Source organism: Pseudomonas sp. R19M (assembly GCF_050312585.1).
Lineage (GTDB): Bacteria > Pseudomonadota > Gammaproteobacteria > Pseudomonadales > Pseudomonadaceae > Aquipseudomonas > Aquipseudomonas palleroniana.
The window spans coordinates 93286-105391 of sequence record NZ_JBNPJV010000088.1 but is presented as its reverse complement, the minus strand read 5'-3'; the positions used below and the strand labels follow the sequence as shown (position 1 = coordinate 105391).

At 55.0% G+C, this 12106-nt stretch carries 15 protein-coding genes, 1 tRNA gene and 2 pseudogenes; 7 read left to right on the top strand and 11 right to left on the bottom strand.

Features of this window, described 5'->3' with window-relative positions; all coding sequences use genetic code 11:
- Positions 1-341: 341 nt before the first annotated feature.
- A complete protein-coding gene (locus ACQRBT_RS20085; RefSeq protein ID WP_244385586.1) occupies positions 342-1154 on the bottom strand; it encodes a hypothetical protein in 813 nt (270 codons plus the stop codon).
- Positions 1155-1536: 382 nt separating this feature from the next.
- Between ACQRBT_RS20085 and ACQRBT_RS20080 the strand changes: the two genes are divergently transcribed.
- Positions 1537-1779, top strand: coding sequence for a hypothetical protein (locus ACQRBT_RS20080; RefSeq protein WP_412047216.1), 243 nt, complete (start codon positions 1537-1539; stop codon positions 1777-1779).
- A gap of 369 nt (positions 1780-2148) precedes the next feature.
- On the opposite strand, the gene ACQRBT_RS20075 is transcribed toward ACQRBT_RS20080, so the two are convergent.
- The 4 genes from ACQRBT_RS20075 to ACQRBT_RS20060 form a co-directional block, all read right to left on the bottom strand.
- Positions 2149-3201 carry a DUF1176 domain-containing protein gene (locus ACQRBT_RS20075; protein WP_412047217.1) on the bottom strand — a complete coding sequence of 351 codons (1053 nt, stop codon included), beginning with the start codon at positions 3199-3201 and terminating at the stop codon, positions 2149-2151.
- 252 nt (positions 3202-3453) lie between these two features.
- Positions 3454-4446 carry a PAS domain-containing protein gene (locus ACQRBT_RS20070; RefSeq protein WP_412047218.1) on the bottom strand — a complete coding sequence of 331 codons (993 nt, stop codon included), beginning with the start codon at positions 4444-4446 and terminating at the stop codon, positions 3454-3456.
- Positions 4447-4896: 450 nt separating this feature from the next.
- Entirely contained in the window at positions 4897-5139 is a 243-nt protein-coding gene (locus tag ACQRBT_RS20065; RefSeq protein ID WP_412047219.1) for a hypothetical protein, read from the bottom strand.
- A 25-nt stretch (positions 5140-5164) separates the two neighbouring features.
- Complete coding sequence (locus tag ACQRBT_RS20060; protein ID WP_268802247.1) at positions 5165-5293, bottom strand: hypothetical protein; 129 nt, start codon at positions 5291-5293, stop codon at positions 5165-5167.
- Between the two features lie 130 nt (positions 5294-5423).
- Between ACQRBT_RS20060 and ACQRBT_RS20055 the strand changes: the two genes are divergently transcribed.
- Positions 5424-5921 carry a hypothetical protein gene (locus tag ACQRBT_RS20055; protein ID WP_060755614.1) on the top strand — a complete coding sequence of 166 codons (498 nt, stop codon included), beginning with the start codon at positions 5424-5426 and terminating at the stop codon, positions 5919-5921.
- Between the two features lie 350 nt (positions 5922-6271).
- On the opposite strand, the gene ACQRBT_RS20050 is transcribed toward ACQRBT_RS20055, so the two are convergent.
- Positions 6272-6574 (bottom strand): hypothetical protein, encoded by a 303-nt coding sequence (locus ACQRBT_RS20050; protein ID WP_244699502.1) that lies wholly within the window; start codon positions 6572-6574, stop codon positions 6272-6274.
- A 122-nt stretch (positions 6575-6696) separates the two neighbouring features.
- Between ACQRBT_RS20050 and ACQRBT_RS20045 the strand changes: the two genes are divergently transcribed.
- The 4 genes and pseudogenes from ACQRBT_RS20045 to ACQRBT_RS20030 all read left to right on the top strand — a co-directional run.
- Positions 6697-7104 (top strand): hypothetical protein, encoded by a 408-nt coding sequence (locus tag ACQRBT_RS20045; RefSeq protein WP_145977758.1) that lies wholly within the window; start codon positions 6697-6699, stop codon positions 7102-7104.
- Positions 7105-7283: 179 nt separating this feature from the next.
- On the top strand, positions 7284-7535 hold the full coding sequence (locus tag ACQRBT_RS20040; protein WP_060755705.1) for a DUF1654 domain-containing protein: 252 nt from the start codon (positions 7284-7286) through the stop codon (positions 7533-7535).
- A gap of 297 nt (positions 7536-7832) precedes the next feature.
- A pseudogene (locus ACQRBT_RS20035) lies at positions 7833-8231 on the top strand (hypothetical protein); the annotation flags it as partial.
- Positions 8232-8293: 62 nt separating this feature from the next.
- Positions 8294-8614, top strand: a pseudogene (locus tag ACQRBT_RS20030) (integrase); the annotation flags it as partial.
- A gap of 91 nt (positions 8615-8705) precedes the next feature.
- Here the strand turns inward: ACQRBT_RS20030 and ACQRBT_RS20025 are convergent.
- Positions 8706-8796 (bottom strand) — tRNA-Ser (locus tag ACQRBT_RS20025).
- A gap of 153 nt (positions 8797-8949) precedes the next feature.
- On the opposite strand from ACQRBT_RS20025, the gene ACQRBT_RS20020 reads away from it, so the two are divergent.
- Positions 8950-9621, top strand: a complete 672-nt coding sequence (locus tag ACQRBT_RS20020) for a Bax inhibitor-1/YccA family protein (RefSeq protein ID WP_060755618.1) — start codon at positions 8950-8952, stop codon at positions 9619-9621.
- 58 nt (positions 9622-9679) lie between these two features.
- Here the strand turns inward: ACQRBT_RS20020 and murB are convergent, their stop codons facing one another.
- The 4 genes from murB to ACQRBT_RS20000 are packed head-to-tail and all read right to left on the bottom strand — an operon-like array spanning position 9680 to position 12106.
- Positions 9680-10699: a UDP-N-acetylmuramate dehydrogenase gene (gene murB / locus ACQRBT_RS20015; protein WP_412047220.1), complete on the bottom strand. Its 1020-nt coding sequence runs from the start codon at positions 10697-10699 to the stop codon at positions 9680-9682.
- Positions 10696-11160 carry a low molecular weight protein-tyrosine-phosphatase gene (locus tag ACQRBT_RS20010; protein WP_412047221.1) on the bottom strand — a complete coding sequence of 155 codons (465 nt, stop codon included), beginning with the start codon at positions 11158-11160 and terminating at the stop codon, positions 10696-10698. The genes murB and ACQRBT_RS20010 overlap by 4 nt, the downstream gene beginning before the upstream one ends.
- Positions 11160-11924 carry a 3-deoxy-manno-octulosonate cytidylyltransferase gene (gene kdsB, locus ACQRBT_RS20005; RefSeq protein WP_104994118.1) on the bottom strand — a complete coding sequence of 255 codons (765 nt, stop codon included), beginning with the start codon at positions 11922-11924 and terminating at the stop codon, positions 11160-11162. Before kdsB ends, ACQRBT_RS20010 begins: the two co-directional genes overlap by 1 nt.
- Positions 11921-12106, bottom strand: a complete 186-nt coding sequence (locus ACQRBT_RS20000; RefSeq protein ID WP_003174668.1) for a Trm112 family protein — start codon at positions 12104-12106, stop codon at positions 11921-11923. Before ACQRBT_RS20000 ends, kdsB begins: the two co-directional genes overlap by 4 nt.

The following is a 12106-nucleotide window of genomic DNA, read 5'->3' as shown; positions in this document are numbered from 1 at the left end:
ACGCTGGTTGCTCATGGCACCTCCTAATGGGCCTCATTTTAAGGCTTGGAGGTGTCTACGAAACTAGGGGCGATTCAAATTGTGAAAAGCCCAGGTGCATCAGAGGGTTGCGGCACTCTATAAATCAGGCGGTCCATCATGCTGAAACTCTCCAATACCAATCAAAATCTCCGCGACCTATTTTAAATAAGTCAGGCGGACACTAGAGCTACATCACAGCTGCCAAACCAGCCTGGTTATCGGCGAAGGGCAGCTGTCGCCCCCCCTGAAAGCTAACCAGAAAACCTGCAGTTGCATCTATTTCAGGTGCTAGCGTTATTATGGGTGGGCCAAGACTGAGCTCAATGGCTTTTTCGATCCATGTGCTCGAACATGATATTGAGATTGACTGGATCGAGGCAGTCCGGCGCCTGATCTTTCACCTGCTTGAAATAGCTTCGTGCTGCCGGATTCTCGATATCACCCTTGAGCGCTAGCAGATAATAACCATCGGCACGAAACTGTTCCTGGCTCAGCAACACAGGGGTGTAGAGATCCCTCAGCGAGGTCAGCGGCTGCTGACGGTTGACCTGGGGTTCCTTCGACTCTTTGAAACAGTACGAATTTAACACTGGCAGCGGGTAATGGTCGGAGTACGGATCTTGCCGCTCCAACGCCTTGAGTAGTTGTCCCCGAAGCCGCAGAAGTTCAGGGTCATTGAACTTGAAACGCTGATACGCTACGTCACAGTCGCGCAACTGCATTACCGCGCTGGCCAGCAGGCCTTGATCTGTGGCGCGCTGATACAGCGCACAGGCCTCTGTATGCTTCATTGCGTAGTCTTGGCCCATTGTCTTTCGGCCTTCTGTTAGGGTTGCCAGCAGGTAAGTGGCTACGCCATGACCCTCGCTGCTAGCTTTACGTAGTTCGCTCTCGAATGTCTCAGCTTTTTTAGCCGCTTCCTGGATGGCTTCAGTTAGCGCACGTTTGTCGATTTTGCCCTGTTGCTCCTGCTCGACAATCAGATCCATCTGTCGCTTGTTGTCTTCAGCAATATGCAGCGCATGCTGAAAGGTTGCTTCAGTCTCAGCCGTCGGCGCGGCCTGTACAGCGGCGCATAAGGCAAGACTGAGCAACAGTGTTGAATGACACAGTTTCAATCGTACTTCCTTCATGAATGTCCGGGCAGAATACGCAGACCGACCGGCCTTATCCTTCGGTTTGTGGAGCCTGTCAAGATGTCAGCGGGCAGTGGCATCTTGCGTTTTTATCTGGTCACTCGCAGCTCCAGAGCTAGTGTACTGGATCGTTGCAATGGACCACCTCCTGCGCCATTCCCGCATGACTCACCAACCGACCTCGAAGCTTCGCGTAGTGATAGTACGCCCTACTCCTTCGCCAGATGCAAAAAGCCCAGCGCGGGGCTGGGCTAGTTCAAAGACAGCTATCGGCCAGAGGAGGAAGCCCGGCCCACCACTTTTCCTCAGGCGAAGGCAGGCTAAAAAGGGTTTAAACTCGCTTCGCGGCACCCAAGCGTCAACATACGGAATCAGATTCGTGCAGATTCATATTATTTACATCCGAACAGTCATGTTGCTCTCCAAGCATCCTTACCAATCATGGATAGAAATTCAAAATCAGTACCCTGACTACATGACTTCGCTCGGCCCGTGGGAAAAAGATGCAGTCATTGAATACCTTGCGGATGAATACCCAGAGCTTTTCCCGCATCCGCAAGAGCAAGTCAATGCGTTCATAGCGGATACTCAAGAGGCAAGAGTGCTTACCTTTTCCACGTAAATCGTCTTAGCGACCATTCTCAGAAGCTCGCCCTCGACGTCCGCTTTGGGTCGTAGCTGCCTTTTGGTGGCAACTTTAGAGGTAACCAAGCAAATATTGATCCTGCTCGATTGGTGAGACGTCTACATCGGCCTAAAGACGCCGCTCGACGAGAAGGTCAAGGAACGTGTGTACGACAGGGTTGGAGCCCAGGGCCCGTTTCTGCGTGTAAGTGACAGCTCGTGTTTACCTCGTGGCTATTATTAACCCGTCCCCCCATGGTATTGAGCACGCTTGTTCGCTTCCTGAATAATGCCCCTATATCTGGTAGCCGGAAGATATCGGCACATTCCCGCCAGGCCACCTCTTTTAAGGGGATATACGCCAGCATCACCGATTTCCCTGGCTACGCCACAGCACAGGCCAATAAGCCTGATCCAGCCCCATGCACGGGATCATTTCAGCCGCATGCGTGAGCGTGAAACCGTTACCGTCGTAACGCCAGCGCAGCGTAGTCCCACAACCGCCCATCCTCATCGCCCTTTCCTGACTGCCAAGTTCACCCGTGGCCGGATCAAACTCTACGAAGCCCTGGGGTTCTCGTTCCGGCAGGTTGGGCACTTCGGCGATCAGCGCTGCACGCGCCTGCTCTGGGTGGTCCAAGGGTGCTTGGTAAATGCTGTAGAAGCAGTTGTAGCCCCCGCAGCCGGTTTCAATGATCACTAATGCTTGATCTGAACTCAAGGCGTAGGCGTTGGCTTTTGGCGAGATGTCTTCATTCAGATCTTCTTGCCAGTCCATGCGCGTGGCAATCACCACCGCATCCGCGATCTGTTTTGCATTGTCAGCAGTCAGCGCGGCAGGTGCCTGCCAAATTGGCGCTATCGGAGCGGCAGGGGCTGGCGGCACGCTGCTGGCGGGCGTCGGCCCCTTGGAGATCAATGCGTCCTGCGTGCCCACCCGGCCTTGAACCGAGTCCATCAGCAACAGCGCCGCACTCATCCCGCTTAGCGATGCGTACGATTTGCCATCCTTTACCGGCAGCACCAGGTAGTTCCCGTTGCGCAACTCTGTGATCAGGGCTTGGGCTGATGCACCATTTAGCGCAAAGACTTCCGGGGTATCGCCTTCTTTCAGTTCGCCAGGCTCAAATTGAGACTTCAGCGGTTTGTCATCAAGTGTTGGCTGGCCACGCGTTTCTGTATAGCTGAACACCCCAACATGCAAGGCGCCTTGCGGGCCAGCTTCACGTGTGACTCGTATGCTGAACGTTGAAAAATCAGTGTCATCGCGCTCCTGCACGGCACTGATGGCCGTGCATGTTCGTGTGTTATCACAGCCGATAATCCAGTCCTTGATGTCGCGCGCCAACGGGACTTTCTCGGCAGCATGAACACAGCCAATGCCTGCCACCAAAAGGAATATGAAAATGCTTCGTATCATTATACAGACGCCTTTATACAAGTAAGCGCCTATTAAGACAGAGTTTTTTGCTGATACCTATTGAATGGCCGTCAGTCACAATAAAATCGCCGCATTCAACAATCGACACTGCATGCGGCAGCATGCAAACGGGGGAGATTCAAACAATAGTGGGTGTCCGCTTAGGGCTGACGGCGAACACACACCACGTTTCTGTATCCTGTCCTGGCATTCAGCCCAGTGCGGGTAATGCAAAAAGCCCAGCGCGTTAGATTACGCTTTACCTAGCGGAATCTTCAGTGAAACGTGCAAACCCGCTGGGTCCCAATTTCGTGCGATAGCACCGCCAGTCGACTCTGCCAATCGATCAATCATATGCGTACCAAACCCTTGCTTGGTCGGAATTGTTACAGCAGGGCCGCCGATCTCGCGCCACTCGATTGTTAGGCTCTTTTCTTTAGTAAACCAGCAAACTTGAACCTCTCCGTCAGCGCTGCTCAAAGAGCCATGTTTCACAGAGTTGGTTGCCAGCTCATGAAGGAATAGTGCGAGAGTCTGACAGAGTTCCTGAGGAACTTGCTGTTGCGGGCCTATAAACCTGCATTGCGAACCAAACGGGTTCAAGACTGACCCCGTGAACGCTTTCATATCAGAGTTCGACATTTCCGGGCCAGCCAACACAGACTCATAAGCCCGAGCTAATGCTCCCAGTTTATCGGTAAGAATTTTAGCCAACCCACCATCCCCACCGACGGACCGTGCTTCCCTATCGGACATCCTCACAACTGCGTTTACAACCGAGAAAAGATTTTTAATCCGATGAAGCATCTCGCCCGAAAGAAGTTGCTCTCGTTTGAGAGATCTATCTAGGTCTCGCCGCAACAACGTCTGTTCCGTAATATCCCGAGAAACGCATACGATCGAGCTCACTTTCCCCGTCTGATCAGCTGCGGGAGTTAGTAAGTTATCCCAGTAAGTAACTTTTCCGGAGCACTCACTATACCCTGCAAAACGAGCGGTATTTCCACTTAGAGCTTGAGCTAAAGCTTCGGTGGCAGCGTCATGAACTGATGTGGGTAGAAGAGCCACCCAAGAACTTCCTTTAACCTGAGACTTTGTCACTCCCAACGCCAGACACCCAGCGTTACTCATAGCCAATAGCGTTCCGTTCAGATCGAGAATTTTAATGCAGTCAGGAGTCGCATCGAGCATTGCACTCTGAAGATCGGGGTGGGCGACAGGAATATCATCATCATGTTTATGCATCGTTTTCCAGCTTAGCCCCTAACCGTTGAGTCAAGACTAGAGGAATTGAGACGGTACTACAATCGTAAGATATGTTTACCCATCCAGTGTGGATGGAAAGCCAGTAACCCTTCCACCACCCCAGATAGTAGCCTCTTGCCACACGCAAGGATTTCCCAGTCCTACGCCTGCAAGCCCAAGGACTGGGATGGCGCCAATATCGGCGCGTTTATGACCTGGAGGTCAATGTGAGGAACGACGACTACGCGCAAAGCAAAAAGGACTGGATCTATACATAGGGTGTAGTGCGCGACGAATCCAATATCATGGTGGGGGCTTTCCCAACAAAAGCTGCTGCCAAAGCCAGAGCGCAGACCATGGGAGAGGGTTAAAAGGTCAGCTACATTTTCCACCTACCTGGCACTTATGAATTCATCAGAGAGGACGAGCCTAACAGCTGATTCTTCCAGGTCAGATTGCAGCAAACGTGATCTGACCGATCCCTGTCAGAAGTTCAACCTTCAACCCGGGCTTTCCTTTGTACTCCCGCTGATAAACGCTTTCCCCGGGCCCCACTTTGCCAGAAAGTCTGATTTGATCGATTTCTAGCGAGCCATCCAAAATGGAAATCAAGGCCTCGGCGCCGCTAATGCCCTCTCTGGAAACGGTAAATAGATTTTGAATTGTCAGCGAATAGCGTTGGCTGCCTTGCATATCTCATCCCTGCGGCCGCGCCGCGTCATGTTGGTTGTTTTGCGTCTTTGTGCCTGAGGATCAGGCGTGTGCGGTCAACCGAGGCGGCGCCCAAACTGGAGAGGATGTCAGCAGCGCGCTGGAAACCGAGGATCGCCTTGCGCGCTTGAGACATAAAGCGCTTCCTAAAAGTTCGTCGTGCCTGTTGCTGCTGGCATGACAGACGCACGGCCGCCGAGTAGCATGAGCAGCTTATTCAGTGACGGACCACGTCTTTAATCAAAGCACCTTCCTAAAGGATATTCATGCGTACTTTCCTTCGTTTGCCTGTTTTCAAACTCAGCGTTCCGTTTTGCTCACTTTTTGCTCTACCGATCCTATTGAGCTTAAGCAGTTCCACCTTGGCCGCTGAATATTCGTGCGAAAGCTTCATCGGAAGTTTTGCCAACAAGCCAGATGGAGAAGCGGCATTGAAAGTCGTAAAAGATGGCAATGGCTTTGCAGCGCTTGCCCCAGGTGACGCTCCAGACTCTTGGGAGCGCATGCCACTGCAGGTTGGACTGCCTGATGAAGTGAAGAACGAAATGCTCGCGGAGGGAGGAAAGGTGACCCCACTGAAGTGCGCACTGCGGGGTGAGGGTTTTGTACTCTGGCAGTTCGCGGACGGGAGCCCAGACAACCCGTCCGAAAGCGAAAGCAGAAGTCGCTCCAAATACCCGAAAAAGACGCCTTACATGATGTTCATCCACGACGGTTTTGCTGCGGGCGAGAGTGGTCTTTACCGAGTTACAACGCAAGATTAGCCCAGCGCCGGGCTTCTTGTTTCTGCCCTCCCTGCTACGCTTCTGGCTTCACTTCCCGAAGCCTACTGAATGGCCGACATTTATTCCCTGCCCGACATGCTCGAGCGTGTCTACGAGAACCAGCTCGCCCTTGGCAGCCATTATGTAGCTTTGGGCCGTGAACCATGGCGGCCCCCACGTACATGACAACGTGCGCGGCGCCCGGGCAGCCATCGGAGAGAACGCCGTCCAAAACAAGCAGAGGCTAGCCAGGTTGCGAACAAAAGAGCCGGAGCGACGTGGGGTAAAGCCAAGCAGCCTGAGAATGAATTCGGCTCTACCGCATTGAGTTCGGCTACTACCTTCACCAACTACGAATCGACAAGAAGCGTTGAGGCATCGCGAACAAGCTGAAGCCACTCCTCAGTACTTATTACTCGCTCTCGCTCCAAAGTATTGGCCATGCCGATGAGAATGTCATAAAGCTCCTCTGGATCCAGGTAAAGCTCAGGCTCTTGGAGCATACGGCGCCATGTCGCTAGTAAATCTGCTTTTCCGTCCTTGCTCATAGCGATCCCCCAATCAAATCCTTTCGATTTAGAAGAAAGACATAACTCACTGTTCCATCTTTTTCCAATGCCAGTCGCAATGGCGAAGGTACGAGACGTTTTCAAAGCTCCTCACCCACCATAGAGCGCTTTTTTTGTGCCTGCCCCCCTATCAGTATCCGAAGACCGCCAATGGTGGCGGCGCGTCGCGGATGATAAAGTGCGGCGTCAGTCAGAGAGGGAACCTCATGCTTAAGAAACTGCTTATAGCCTGCACCGCCTCGATTCTTCTTTCCGGTTGCTTCAAGCCCACCCCAGAGCAACTTGCCAACCCGGATTTCGGCCCTTATCCATTCAACTATAAAGAAACGATCCAGGCGTACTTGGCCCAAGAGCAGCCAGATCCAGAGTCGACGAGGTACCGTTATTTGAGCGACCCGATAGCAGCCTATGATGGCTTCCTTGGGCGCAGATTCGGCTATGCCGTTTGCGTGGTGGTCAATGCGAAAAATATCTATGGGGGCTATGACGGCCAAGTGCTATGGATGTTCTTGCTCCGGGGCGACAAAGTCATGACTAGCGACAAGACTGCAAATCCTACGCGAAACAACACAATGGCCAGCATAAAGTGTGAGAGGCTGGGCCTAAAGGTATAGAGCTCAACTCTCAGAGGCCTTATCTCCGACCAAGCCTGCTAAATGCGGGCTTTTTAATGCCCGCTGGATGGGCAATCATCTCAAATTATGCATTTATGCATAAAATGGTTTATACCTCTATTGCCAATATATGTCAGGATAGATACTGTTTATTTATACAGTTACACAAGGAGCGAATCGTGGACCAAGCCCCCTCCCCCTCACCGAAACCGAAAAACTCCTACGAGCTTGTCGGCCGTCGCCTCCAAAGGCTTATCGCCTCACCTCGAGTGCAGAGAATTCAGTTGATAGAAGTCTCCAGACTCGACGACGAAAGCCAGGAGGCCTGGCATCAGGTCATCCAAGACATAGGCGACACCGCCGGTATAAGGATCGAGCATTTGGATGGCGGTGCCGTGAGGATCGGCTGGCGCGAGTACTGCGACTCCTAAATTAGATCGACAGTAAATGGGCTCGCCGAGTACACGGGGCGGCACATGATCTTGCCTGCGAAGCACTGGGCCAGCCAAAAGGCAAGTACAGCCCAACCGCCTTGCACGATGTTGCTGAGGCGTTGATCAGACCGCACGCTAATGAATATGGGCGGGCCCGCGCCGAGGAGCTAGCCGCTGACCGCGCCGCCGACTTGGCTGAACAGCGCAAGGCTGACGCAGCGTGACATAAGGTCGGCGCCACTGCTGGTCGAGTAACCCAATAACCAACACCTTCAACCGCTGCGAGCATTCCCCATGTCCGCAAAACAGCAAGTGATCACCATCGATGACATAAGCGCCGACAACGCGCCGGTCATTTACGTCGCCGGCGGCCTGAGCAAGTTCTTCGATGCGGTTAAGGCCGAAGTCACACGTGAAGTGCCAGACCTGACCACCGTGAAAGGCCGCGCTCGCATTGCATCGCTGGCCGCAACGGTAAGCAAGTCTAAAAAGGCGGTTGAAACACCAGGCCGCGAATATCTGAAACGCCTGAAGGAAATGCCCAAGGTGGTCGAGGCCGAGCTGAAGGTGTTCGTTGATGCCATGAATGCCCTGCGAGACGAGACACGCCAGCCGCTCACTGATTGGGAAGAGGCCGAGCAGGCCCGCAAGGACAAACACGTAGACGGCATCCAGTCCATCAAGGATCTGGCTTTTTTCGAGCAAACCCCGGCGGCCGCCCATGTAGCCGATATCATCGCCCAGCTTGAACTGGTGCCGCCCACCCTTCAAAATATCTGCTGATCAACAAGCATGGGAAAAGGATGACGAAGGGGATGTTGCGCTTGCGCTGGGATAAGGCGCGAGAGAAGGCGCAGCAGAAGGCAATTGATCAGGGAGATCCGATGCTTGCCGCGAAGATTGGAGGGTTTCAGTTTCGTGATATCCGACCCAAAGCGGCATCGGAAATCGTGGATATCGGCGACGCAAGCCTGCTGCTTGGTCATAGCAATCAGGAAATCACAAAGCGCGTTTACAGACGGCTCGGCGCCACTGCGAAGCCGTCAAAATGGAAAAGTTCTGGAACGGTTCCATAATAGTTATGGAACGCCGAGCAAACACCAGCCCGCGACAGCCAAACCCCAGAAACACAAAAGCCCCGCTTTCGCGAGGCTTTCGTCTGAATCTTGGCGGGAAACCAGGGATTCGAACCCTGGGAACGCTATTAACGTTCGCCGGTTTTCAAGACCGGTGCATTCAACCACTCTGCCAATTTCCCTTTTGCGTCACAGGAACAATAGTAGCCCTTCCTGCGTCAGCGGGCGCCATAATACCCGAATGAAACACACTGTCAAACTCTCGCCATAGCTTGTTACAGAGCGTCTGTTATGATCTTTGCGACTGAACGTTTCAAAACTGAAGGAGTGTCGCCATGCGCGAACAGAATTACGCAGTGAATGGCAACGCGCAGGCTGAGCAGCTTGAAGTCAGCCGCGTGTTGCGCAACACCTATGGCTTGCTCGCCCTGACCCTCGCATTCAGCGGCGTGATGGCGTATGTGGCGCAGCAGATGCGGGTGGGTTACCCCAATATCTTTGTCGTGCTGATCGGCTTCTATGGCCTGTTCTTCCTGACCAACAAGCTGCGTGACTCGGCCTGGGGCCTGGTCTCTGCGTTTGCCTTGACCGGTTTCATGGGCTTTATCCTCGGCCCGATCCTGAACCGTTACCTGGGCATGGCCGGCGGCGCTGAAGTGGTCAGCTCGGCGTTTGCCATGACGGCTCTGGTATTTGGTGGTCTGTCGGCCTATGTGTTGATCAGCCGCAAGGACATGAGTTTCCTGGGCGGTTTCATTACCGCAGGTTTCTTCGTGCTGCTGGCGGCCGTGGTAGCGGGCATGTTCTTCCAGATCAGCGGCTTGCAACTGGCGATCAGCGCAGGTTTTGTGCTGTTCTCCTCCGTGTGCATCCTGTTCCAGACCAGCGCCATCATCCACGGCGGTGAGCGTAACTACATCATGGCGACCATCAGCCTGTATGTGTCGATCTACAACCTGTTCATCAGCCTGTTGCAGATCTTCGGCATCATGGGTCGCGATGACTGATTGTTAGCACCCAAAAAATGCCCCGTATCGCAAGATACGGGGCATTTTTGTTTCAGGCTCAATACTGGTTGGGTTCCATCTCCAACTCGACCTTGAAGCGTTCAGCAATATCCTGCTGGATACGCAGTGCCAGGTTCGCAATGTCCTGTCCGGTGGCCGTGCCATAGTTGACCAGCACCAGTGCCTGCATCTTGTGCACGCCCGCATCGCCTTCTCGAAAGCCCTTCCAGCCGGCTTTGTCGATCAGCCAGCCGGCGGCGAGCTTCATCTGCCCATCGGCCTGGGGGTATGCCACAAGGTCCGGGTAGCGCGCTTGTAGCTCTGCGGCCAATGCCTGGGACACCAGCGGGTTCTTGAAGAAGCTGCCAGCGTTGCCAAGCACCGCCGGGTCGGGCAGTTTCTCGCGGCGAATGCTGCAGATCGCACGACTGACGTCACTGGCCGTGGCCTCGATGATCCCCTGCGCGGCCAGGCGCTGTTGCACTGGGCCGTAGTCGAGTTTCAGGTGCTGGGTTCGGCTGAGGGCAAAGCGCACTCGCAAGATCAGCCAGCGCCCGGTCTCGTGCTTGAACAGGCTGTCGCGGTAGGCGAAGTTGCATTCGTCCAGACTGAACTCCCGTAGTTCGCCGGTATGACGATCCAGGGCCGTCAGGCCGGCAAACACGCCCTTGATCTCCACGCCGTAGGCGCCGATGTTCTGCATCGGGGCCGCACCGACGGTGCCAGGGATCAGGCTGAGATTTTCCAGGCCGCAAAAACCCTGCTCCAGGGTCCACAGCACAAAGGGGTGCCAGGCCTCCCCGGCCTCGGCTTCCACCACCACGTGCACACCGTCATCGTGCAACACCCGGATACCCTGGGTCGCCATACGCAAGACCAAGGCGGGAATGTCGCGGGTCAACAGCAAGTTGCTGCCGCCACCGATCACCAGCAACGGCACCGCGTGCGCGCCAGCATAGGCCAGTGCTTCACGGACATCCGCATCGCTGCGGGCTTCGGCAAACAGTTGCGCACGCACATCAATGCCGAAGCTGTTGAATGGCTTGAGCGATACCTGCGCAAGCACTTGCAAGGTCATAACCGCCCCTTTAATTCAATGACCAATAAATCGCAGGCTCGCTCGATCAGGTCCAGGACCCGTTCAAACCCTTGTTCGCCTTCATAGTAAGGATCCGGCACTTCATCGACCTCGGCGCCATACCGGCGCAGGAACAAATCCACTTGCGCCCTGCCCTGGCCCGGTTGCAACAGGTTGAGGTTGCGCAGGTTGCTGTGGTCCATGGCCAGGATCAAGTCATAACGCTCAAAGTCGGCGCGTGAAACCTGCTGGGCACGCTGGGCCGACAAGTCATAACCGCGTGCCAACGCCGCGCGCTGGCTACGCTGGTCAGGGGGATTGCCCACATGCCAGTGGCCAGTACCGGCCGATGTCACCTCAACCTGCCCTGCCAGCCCCGCTTCGCGTAATTTGTGGCGCAGTACGCCTTCGGCAGTCGGCGAGCGGCAGATATTGCCCAGGCAGACAAACAGAACTTCCATCACGCCCCCAGCAGGCGACGGACGCGCTCAAGATCTTCAGGGGTATCGACACCGGCAGGCGGTGCTTCCAGGGCGTCGCCCACATGGATGCGCACGCCATGCCAAAGAGCACGCAGTTGCTCCAGGGATTCGGTGTTTTCCAGCCAGCACGGGCCCCAACTGACGAAGTCATGCAGGAAACCGGCACGGTAGGCGTAAATGCCAATGTGGCGACGGTACGGCACGCCCTGCGGCAATACATCCGGCTGCCGGGCGAAGGCGTCGCGTGCCCAGGGCAAGGTCGAACGGCTGAAGGTCAGTGCCAGGCCATTGATATCGCTGACCACCTTCACCACGTTCGGATTGAACAGGGTGTCGATGTCTTCAATGGGTTCGGCAAGGGTGGCCATGCGGGCTTCGCCATGGGCTGCCAGGTTGGCCGCCACCTGGTCGATCACACTGGGCGGAATCAACGGCTCATCACCTTGCACGTTGACCACGATGGCATCGGGCGCAAGGCCAAGCTGCGTGGCCACTTCGGCCAGACGGTCGGTGCCGGAATTATGGTCTTCGCGGGTCAACACCGCTTCGGCGCCAAAGCCTTGGCAGGCCGCGATGATACGCGGGTCGTCGGTCGCCACCACCACGCGTTCGGCGCTGCTTTTACTGGCCTGTTCCCATACCAGTTGGATCATCGGTTTGTTGCCGATCATTTGCAGCGGCTTGCCCGGCAGGCGGGTCGATGCATAACGCGAAGGAATGACAACGGTAAAGGCAGTGGTCATTTATCCAGGCGCTCATCGGTCGTCAGGGTGCGGGCTTCGCTTTCCAGCATGACCGGGATGCCATCGCGGATCGGGTAAGCCAGGCCAGCACCTTTGCTGATCAGCTCGGTTTTGTCGGCGCTGAGCTTGAGCGGGCCTTTGCAGATCGGGCAAGCGAGGATGTCGAGCAATTTGGTGTCCAT

Coding starts and splice junctions, on each gene's coding strand:
- ACQRBT_RS20000 (WP_003174668.1), bottom strand. CDS start 12,106: ATGGACACCAAATTGCTCGACATCCTCGCTTGCCCGATCTGCAAAGGC.
- ACQRBT_RS20020 (WP_060755618.1), top strand. CDS start 8,950: ATGCGCGAACAGAATTACGCAGTGAATGGCAACGCGCAGGCTGAGCAG.
- murB (WP_412047220.1), bottom strand. CDS start 10,699: ATGACCTTGCAAGTGCTTGCGCAGGTATCGCTCAAGCCATTCAACAGC.
- ACQRBT_RS20085 (WP_244385586.1), bottom strand. CDS start 1,154: ATGAAGGAAGTACGATTGAAACTGTGTCATTCAACACTGTTGCTCAGT.
- ACQRBT_RS20075 (WP_412047217.1), bottom strand. CDS start 3,201: ATGATACGAAGCATTTTCATATTCCTTTTGGTGGCAGGCATTGGCTGT.
- kdsB (WP_104994118.1), bottom strand. CDS start 11,924: ATGACCACTGCCTTTACCGTTGTCATTCCTTCGCGTTATGCATCGACC.
- ACQRBT_RS20045 (WP_145977758.1), top strand. CDS start 6,697: ATGCTTAAGAAACTGCTTATAGCCTGCACCGCCTCGATTCTTCTTTCC.
- ACQRBT_RS20010 (WP_412047221.1), bottom strand. CDS start 11,160: ATGGAAGTTCTGTTTGTCTGCCTGGGCAATATCTGCCGCTCGCCGACT.
- ACQRBT_RS20065 (WP_412047219.1), bottom strand. CDS start 5,139: ATGCAAGGCAGCCAACGCTATTCGCTGACAATTCAAAATCTATTTACC.
- ACQRBT_RS20070 (WP_412047218.1), bottom strand. CDS start 4,446: ATGCATAAACATGATGATGATATTCCTGTCGCCCACCCCGATCTTCAG.
- ACQRBT_RS20060 (WP_268802247.1), bottom strand. CDS start 5,293: ATGTCTCAAGCGCGCAAGGCGATCCTCGGTTTCCAGCGCGCTGCTGAC.
- ACQRBT_RS20055 (WP_060755614.1), top strand. CDS start 5,424: ATGCGTACTTTCCTTCGTTTGCCTGTTTTCAAACTCAGCGTTCCGTTT.